Origin of the sequence: Microbacterium sp. UBA3486, assembly GCF_002377845.1 — a bacterium.
Taxonomy (GTDB): domain Bacteria; phylum Actinomycetota; class Actinomycetes; order Actinomycetales; family Microbacteriaceae; genus Microbacterium; species Microbacterium maritypicum_A.
Map to the genome: position 1 here is coordinate 25183 of NZ_DFQP01000084.1, position 6973 is coordinate 32155.

A 6973-nucleotide genomic window follows, 5' to 3' on the forward strand; every position below is an offset into this window, starting at 1 on the left:
TCCGGCCGGATTCCGCTGGAAGCTGGCTGTGAGTCGAGGCGGTGAAAGGCTCCGTGGCGCGGGACCCGCGCGCATTCGGCTGGGAGGACGCTGAACGCGCCGGGCTTATCGGCGATCTGGCCCGATCCTTGTTCCGCACCGCGGACACCGTGTCAGCGGGCAGACAAGGAGACACCGTGGACACCACGAACATCAACACCGCGATCGAGGCAGTGAAGCGCGAGCAAGGGACGCCGGTCGCTAAGGAAGACCTCGGCGCGTACGTCGCGAAGCTCAACGAGCTGACCGAGGCGGTCAAGGACGTGCGGGCGCCGCACGCGCGAGCGATCGCGTCGGCAGCGGACAAAGCGAGCCGCGAGAAGAAGGCGGCTCGGATCAAGGAAGCGCTGGAGCTGCTGGAGGCCAAGGAACGCGCTGAGGCGGCTGCCTGATGCAACCCCCGGTACGCAAGCCTGCGAGGCGACTGGCGCGGAGCAAGCGGGACATCTGGATCGAACAGCGCTACGGGCGCGCAGCGCTAGAAGCCGAGTGGGCGAGGCAGGAGGCTCAGGACGCGCCGAGGCGCTTGGCGGCGAGCATTCGGCTCGGGAAGGAGGGGGCTGAGCGTCGGGCGCGCGCTCCGAAGTACGGCCACCAGCTGCAGATCATCTTCTAGGCGTGGCGGCGCAACTCGGGATGCGGCGGGAGTCCGGGCAACCGGGCTCCTGCGGCGCCCAGCGCGCGGCACGATCAGGTCATCAACCACCACGACGGAGGAACGACCATGAGCAAGAACATCACCATCGCAAGCAAGGCGCTCGCCGCGGAACTGGAGGCCGGGCACGCCAGCCAGGAGGACCTGAGCGCGTACTTCGCCGGACTCGACGGGCTAGTCGAGCAGGTTCGCGCCGTGAAGGGGCTCTACAAGAAGGAACTGGCGGTCGAGGCCACGCGCAGGGCGCGGGCTAGGAAGAAGGCTGAGTTTGACGCGATGAAGCAACGGCTCGCGGAACTCGAAGCTGCCGAGTAGTCCCAGAACGACACGAAAGCCCCCGAGGTTGTTGGCCTCGGGGGCTTCGTCGTACCTGGCCGATATTCTCGGGGCATGACAACGGGTGAAACATGGCTGATTACGATCGTCGGCGGTGCGGTCGCAGCGATCTTGGCCACGTGGGCGCTCGCCGCATTTAACGCCGCGTTCAAGGACAAGGTCTGGCGACCTCTGTGGCGCTGGACTCGCTGGCCTTTCACGCTCAGGATCACCACCTCGAGGAAGCTGGCGCTCGCCGACGCGACCGTGGCCCGGCTTGAACGCGAGAATGCACGCCTCCACGCCGACGTCGAGAAGGCCACCAACCTCGGAGCCGCACATGTCGCGGCGACTCAGGCCCTCGCGAAGCAGGAGGTCGAGGCGGTCCAAGCTCGTGCGAAGCAGGAGGCGCTCGAACAAGTTCGGCGCGGCGGGGAACTGGCCGAGACGGCACGGGAATTGGGACGTGCTGAGGGGCGCAGTGAAGCCATGGCAGAGGTCGCGAAACAACGCGCAGAACCACAGCTGCAGGCCCAGTGGCGCATTGATGACATCGAGGACAGCGACATATTCGTGCTGCGGAACACGCAGCCCGGGGTTTCCATCCGCGACGTGAGCCTGTTTCCGCCACTCGGCGATTTCGCGTTCAACGGCCCATCGCAGTGGCAGGGGCCGATCCAAGACGCGATCACCTTCATCGGTGAACGCCAGGCGAATGGCCGATCGTTCGGTGTGACCTTCGTCGTGCGGTGGCATGACGCGAACGGCGACCCGAAAGCCGGCGAAGTATTCCTCGACAAGGAGCCCCGGCGGATCGTCGCGCTCTAGAAAACGCACAAGACCCCCGCGGCGAGTGATGCCGCGGGGGTCTCGCTCCGCCTAGGGTCGTCGCCGGTCTTCCCCTCCGGCGGGGCCGCTAAGAGGCGGGTATTACTTCGTGAGGTCGGGCTTGCCGTAGCCCATGCCGGACTTCGGAGTCGGCGGGAAGGGCTCGCCCTTCGTCGACGTGACCTCCTGGCCGGTGTTGCCACCGCGCGGGCCGACGATCGGGTACTGACCGCTCTTCGGGACCGTCTGGCCCGGGCGGAACTGCGGCTTGCTTGCCATTTCTTCATCTTCCCGAAGCGCCGGACGTTCCCACTCCGTTTGCCTGAATCTCCGCGTTGATGCGGAGCTCCAGGCCTCGAAGGGCTAGTCTCGGACGAAGATCCTGGCAGATCCGACCTTGACCCTGAACGCCCCTGACCTTCTTCCGAGAACAGGGTGTGCTCGGGGTCTTGGTGCTTCTTGGACAAGTCTTACCCGTGCTACAGGCAATTCGGGTTTTCGACACGCCGACAATCAATGCCAGTTGGCTCGGGATCGTGACGTTAAGGTCTTATCCGCTTCCAAGATGCTCGAAGCGAGCTCAGGAGCCGCGTGGCCTCCGCAGGGCTCGCAGAACGCGTCCGGAAGGGTAGGACAAGGGCCCCTCGATTCGAGGAGCCCAGGGGAGACCGTGCGGCTCCCACTTTGAACTTGCCCTAACTGCCCTAACTGTCCTGGCCCGCCCGAGTAAGCGCGGCCGCGAGGCGCGCCTCCGCGACGCGGAGAGTGCGGGCGGCGAGTGACAGCGCGCGCTCGGCCTCCAGCGAAGCACCCCGGAGGGCGGCACGGCGCGGGTCAAGGACCGTGGTGGCCGTCGGGTCGTTCACGAGGCCCTTGCTGCGCTCGGTCGTGTCCTCCTTGGGGACGGGCGACTTGCCGGGGCGCCACTGCGCCTCGCGGGAGTCTGCGAGCAGCTGACGGACCCGGAGGTTGGCGGCGCCGAAGCGCTCCAGGGTGTCGAGGGGGTCGGTCGGGTCGGTCATGAGGTCTCCTTCTTACGGGCGTAGTAGCGGTGCTGGGCCGCCTTCTGCTGGGCGACGAACCGGGGGTTGGTGGCGCGGCGCGCCCTATCGAACGCAGTGTTGGCTTCGGTGCATGCAGGACAGCGGCAGCCGTGCTGGTACTTGTAGCGAGTGCCGTGGCGGGCAACTGGCTTGGTGCCGTGCAACTGAGCGTCGGCCATGTTGGTGGCACCGGTTCCCCAGCGCAGGTTATCCGCGCGGTTGTTCGCAGGGTGCCCGTCGCCGTGGAGGACCATCGGCAGGCCACTTGGGTTCGAGATGAAGGCCCCAGCGACGAGGCGGTGGACGAGTAAGGAGCGACCTCCAAGGGTGACCTTCAGGTGGCCGAGGCGATTCACCTTGGAGGGCCGAAGGATACCCCGGCGCGAGCGCACACGGCCTTCTGAGCTCACCCAGTAGCCGGGATAGTCGGGGAGAGACGCCCAGACCTCATGGTCGAGGTTAACGACGGGCTCAGGCACGAGCGACCCGCCTGTCCTGCTCGGCCTCAGCGGCTGCCCGTTGCCGCGCTGCGCGCTTGAGCCGGTGGGCGTTTCGATGGGCGCGGCGGTTCTCGATGCGCGCGTTGATGATGTCGGCCTGCCAGGGCTCCGCGCCCTCGAGCATCTCGCGGAGGCGTATGAAAGAGTCGATGCGCCCGACCTCGAAGCGGAGCGCGGCGCGGCGGCGGTCAGCCTGCTTCTTGAAGTACCAGGCGCGACGCTCAACGCTCGTGGGCTCGGGGTAGACGACGCTCACGCGAACATTCCGATCAGGCCGAGGGCGAGGAACGCGAAGGAGACGATCGCCGGGACGGCGTGAGCGCGGAGGACGCGGAGAGTGGTGTTGGACATGGCAGTGCCTTTCGGAAACGAGAGAAGGCCCCGCCAGTCCCACCGCTGCCACGGTGAGACCAGCGGGGCCGGCCAGAGGGGCGACCTGTAGAGCGTTGGCAGACGCAGGTCGCGGGCGTCACGGTCATCGTGACGCGAGATTGTCGACGGGGCTCAAGTCCCCGGGAAGGTCATGGAATGCGGGCGGCGTCGCGCTTGCGGTAGTAGTACGCGAGCGATGCGACGCGCGAGGCAGCCAGTCCCTCGGGCGTGGACCGGCGCTCGCGGGCGTGGTCGCGCTTGCAGGGACGGCAGTACGAGCCGACGCCGGTCGAGCGGGACGGCGCGGGAGGGAAGTCGGCCAGCGGCTTGCGGAGCCCGCATCGGGGGCAGCGGAGCTGGTCAGTCAAGGGGCACCTCGCAATGCGGTAGGCCGGAGCGGCGCAGAGCTCGCGATACGCGCGTATACGCGTGCGGGATGGGGTGGGGGGCCCGGACACACTAAGACAGATGCCGGGAGTTGTGCCATGGCCAACCAGGCCATAGGGTTTGGCCCGCCTACCCCGGGGCAGGCTATGAGCCGCGCAGCTCCAGCAAAGAGATGCCGTCATCTAGATGATTCACGGCAGCCTCGAAGTGGGCCGTTATGGCGACGATATCGCCGGACATCATCGCCTGAAATCCGATGTGATCGAGGCTCACAATTCGAGCGTTGCTCGTCTGCCAGACTGCGTGCCTGCGTCCGTGAGCGAGGCCGCTTGTCCGCTGCCACTGGACCAGCAGAGGTTCTTGGTCGTCGGAGCGCTGGGTGATGTATGACTGTGCTTCAGCGAGTCGATCAGTGATGGGAGGAGGGGTAAGCCGTTCACCGAAGATGCCTGGTCGCTGGTCACGCTCGACGATGAGGCGTTGCAGCACAGCGTCCGTGTCCGGCAGGCCACGGTACTTCTGGCCCGCGACCGTCGCCTCGAATCGCTGTTCGTCATTGCGTGATTCGCGAGACAGCTGGAGGGCGCGGAGAATCCGCGAGTCGCGAGCTCGCGGACCGATCAGCCACAGAGCAACCCCTGCGCACTCGAGCGCGTTACGGAGCAGTGTGAATGCAGCAAAAGCTGGAAGCACCTCGGCCTTCACAAGAACCGTAGCAACCGTGCTGGCGTTGTCAGCGGCTACAGAAAGAAGGGCGCGGGCCTGATGGCTTACAGCGTCCGAACGCGTTGCGCGATCATCGCCAGCTAGTGAGCTCCCGGCGCGAACATCGAAGGCGTTGAGTCGTTTGATGAGAGGTTCGAGGCGCTCGTTCACAACGAGGAAGTAGTCCGCAGCCACATTCTGAGCGTGACCATGGTGGAATTTATCCTCGGTGATTATCGGCGTCACGGGAACACCGTAGCGCAGAGAGTCATCAGGCCCGCGGCCCGTCAGCTGATGTCAGCTACCGCGGGACTGGTGGAGTGGGCTGACACCCGGTGAAGGATGCCAGCCCGGCTGAGTTGCGCTACTCAGCGGAGGATGCGGGGCTTACGCCGCGGTGCCGACCTTGACGATCGAGGCGGGTGCGTAGGTGTCGAAGCCTGCCCGCATCTCAACCAGCGCGCGCACCTGGTTGTAGTCGAGCTTGCTGATCGCGTCCCACTTGGTCAGGACGCCCTGCTGGTCGACGCTGATGCCGACCTTGCTGGAGTCCAGGACGATCGCGGTCTTCGCGGCCAGACCGGTCGCGATGACAGGCTGGAGGCCGTGGAGGCGGCTGTCCTCCGGGTTCCGGTACAGGTAGTTGCCCTGGCCGTCCTTCGCGAGGACGATCGCGTCGAAGTCGGCGCGCGTCAGCAGCACTACATCCGGGTTGTAGCCCAACTCCTGGGCCTTGCTGGCACCGAGGTAGAGGCTGTCCATCACGTTGGTCGTGAAGGCCTGCGTCTGCGCGCCAGAGGCGCCCGCGTAAGCAGCGACCGCGAGGGACGTCAGCTTCTGGAAGAGACCCAGCCGCAGCTCGGCCTCTACAAAGGCGTTGAGGCTCTCGTTGTCGGTCATGACGTACGAGTCGAGGTACTCGGAGATGTGCGCGATGACCGAGACGGTGTTGTTCACCGTCTCGAACGTCAGCACCGAGGTCGGCTTCTGGGCGCCAGGCGCGACGACCGCCGCGTTCAGCGTCCGCACCGTCTGGCGCTGGTACGAGTAGCTCGGGTTGTCACGGCGCGTGACCGGGATCACGTCGAGGATGCCGAGGTTGGCACCCGGGACGCCGAGGCGGATCGGGGTCTCATCGAGCGCGACCGCGGTCGCGGAGCTACCTGCGGCGACGAGGGCCTTGGCTGCCTTCTCGGCCATCTGCTTGATGCCCGCGTTGGTGATGCGGCCCTTCACGTTGGCGACCTGGAACGCGTCACCGGTGGGCTGACCACCGTTCCACGTCTCGAAGGCGTTGCCCTTGCCCTTGGCGTGGTCCATCAGGTCCGCGCTGCGCTCGCCGCGGTCGATGGCCGCCTTGAGCTCGAAGGCGCGTGTGGTGAGGCGGTCAACCTCGGTGATCTCGGCCTCGGTGAGCTCGCGCCCGCTGGCCTTGACGTTGACCATGAGCTCGCTCATGCGGGCCTTGATCTGGTTGAGTTCGGACTTAGCGTCCATTGTCTGACTCCTATGGGTAGTCACTTGTGCGAGCGACTGCTCGCGGAAGTGCCTGCCCGACGGACCGCGCACGCGACTGAGCACCCTCTGGCCTCCTGGCCCTCGGGATGCTGTTGACGCCGTGTGTCGGCTGGCCGAGTGACGCGCAGCAGCTCTGCCCCAGGGGCCTCGGCTGCGCTCGTCGGCGGCGGAATTGGTGCCGCAGGTTCCCGGTGCTTGATCGAGCGAGGGGTTACTGCGGCTGTACCCGCGTGAACGCGGGGAGTCTGGTGATCGGCCTCCGTGGGTCCGGAGGACCGAAGAGGGACGCCCTGGCGCGTCAAGCACTCAGGGCGTCCGGGGAGAAGACCGCGTCTCGCTCCATAGTTCTATAGAACCTTGCGCGTACGAGCGGGGGCCTGGTCAGGACCCTTTTTCTCCCTCTAGCTTCATATACCTCATTGCGTTAGGCCGCCCCGATGGGCCCCTGCGGCGAAAACCAATCCTGACCAGTGCTTTCTCCTGGCGGGGCGAATTGCCCACGGCTGACTCATGGGAATCTGTTGCGCAACGTTAGCTTTCGGGGTGCCAGGTGTCCCAGGGGGTGTACGTGGCGCGGGCCTTGCGGTCGGCGAGGCGGGCGGCGGCGGCGG

The 6973-nt window shown here is 66.3% G+C and carries 10 protein-coding genes and 1 pseudogene; 3 read left to right on the forward strand and 8 right to left on the reverse strand.

All coding sequences use genetic code 11. The annotated features are described in order from the left end of the window. Nucleotides 1-176 precede the first annotated feature (176 nt). The 3 genes from B2869_RS12850 to B2869_RS12860 all read left to right on the forward strand — a co-directional run bounded on the left by B2869_RS12850 (nucleotide 177) and on the right by B2869_RS12860 (nucleotide 1837). A complete protein-coding gene (locus B2869_RS12850; RefSeq protein WP_292767222.1) occupies nucleotides 177-431 on the forward strand; it encodes a hypothetical protein in 255 nt (84 codons plus the stop codon). A 332-nt stretch (nucleotides 432-763) separates the two neighbouring features. Beyond that, on the forward strand, nucleotides 764-1009 hold the full coding sequence (locus tag B2869_RS12855) for a hypothetical protein (protein WP_292767225.1): 246 nt from the start codon (nucleotides 764-766) through the stop codon (nucleotides 1007-1009). Between the two features lie 75 nt (nucleotides 1010-1084). Further along, nucleotides 1085-1837 (forward strand): hypothetical protein, encoded by a 753-nt coding sequence (locus tag B2869_RS12860; RefSeq protein WP_292767228.1) that lies wholly within the window; start codon nucleotides 1085-1087, stop codon nucleotides 1835-1837. Nucleotides 1838-1939: 102 nt separating this feature from the next. Here the strand turns inward: B2869_RS12860 and B2869_RS12865 are convergent, their stop codons facing one another. From B2869_RS12865 to B2869_RS12895, 8 genes and pseudogenes are all read right to left on the reverse strand, one after another. After that, nucleotides 1940-2116, reverse strand: a complete 177-nt coding sequence (locus tag B2869_RS12865; protein ID WP_292767231.1) for a YjzC family protein — start codon at nucleotides 2114-2116, stop codon at nucleotides 1940-1942. A gap of 425 nt (nucleotides 2117-2541) precedes the next feature. Further along, a complete protein-coding gene (locus tag B2869_RS12870) occupies nucleotides 2542-2859 on the reverse strand; it encodes a DUF7169 domain-containing protein (RefSeq protein ID WP_292767234.1) in 318 nt (105 codons plus the stop codon). Then, nucleotides 2856-3236 carry a hypothetical protein gene (locus B2869_RS12875; RefSeq protein WP_414683274.1) on the reverse strand — a complete coding sequence of 127 codons (381 nt, stop codon included), beginning with the start codon at nucleotides 3234-3236 and terminating at the stop codon, nucleotides 2856-2858. Before B2869_RS12875 ends, B2869_RS12870 begins: the two co-directional genes overlap by 4 nt. Before the next feature lie 12 nt (nucleotides 3237-3248). Further along, nucleotides 3249-3359: pseudogene (locus B2869_RS18780) on the reverse strand (NUMOD4 domain-containing protein); the annotation flags it as partial. Next, on the reverse strand, nucleotides 3352-3636 hold the full coding sequence (locus tag B2869_RS12880) for a hypothetical protein (RefSeq protein WP_292767240.1): 285 nt from the start codon (nucleotides 3634-3636) through the stop codon (nucleotides 3352-3354). The gene B2869_RS12880 and the pseudogene B2869_RS18780, both read right to left, overlap by 8 nt. Before the next feature lie 265 nt (nucleotides 3637-3901). After that, complete coding sequence (locus B2869_RS12885) at nucleotides 3902-4120, reverse strand: hypothetical protein (RefSeq protein WP_292767243.1); 219 nt, start codon at nucleotides 4118-4120, stop codon at nucleotides 3902-3904. A gap of 163 nt (nucleotides 4121-4283) precedes the next feature. Then, a complete protein-coding gene (locus tag B2869_RS12890) occupies nucleotides 4284-5090 on the reverse strand; it encodes a hypothetical protein (RefSeq protein ID WP_292767246.1) in 807 nt (268 codons plus the stop codon). Nucleotides 5091-5231: 141 nt separating this feature from the next. Beyond that, the gene (locus B2869_RS12895) at nucleotides 5232-6341 is read right to left on the reverse strand and encodes a phage major capsid protein (RefSeq protein WP_292767249.1); all 1110 of its coding nucleotides are present in this window, start codon (nucleotides 6339-6341) and stop codon (nucleotides 5232-5234) included. Nucleotides 6342-6973 lie beyond the last annotated feature (632 nt).

Coding starts and splice junctions, on each gene's coding strand:
- B2869_RS12870 (WP_292767234.1), bottom strand. CDS start 2,859: ATGACCGACCCGACCGACCCCCTCGACACCCTGGAGCGCTTCGGCGCC.
- B2869_RS12860 (WP_292767228.1), top strand. CDS start 1,085: ATGACAACGGGTGAAACATGGCTGATTACGATCGTCGGCGGTGCGGTC.
- B2869_RS12865 (WP_292767231.1), bottom strand. CDS start 2,116: ATGGCAAGCAAGCCGCAGTTCCGCCCGGGCCAGACGGTCCCGAAGAGC.
- B2869_RS12895 (WP_292767249.1), bottom strand. CDS start 6,341: ATGGACGCTAAGTCCGAACTCAACCAGATCAAGGCCCGCATGAGCGAG.
- B2869_RS12855 (WP_292767225.1), top strand. CDS start 764: ATGAGCAAGAACATCACCATCGCAAGCAAGGCGCTCGCCGCGGAACTG.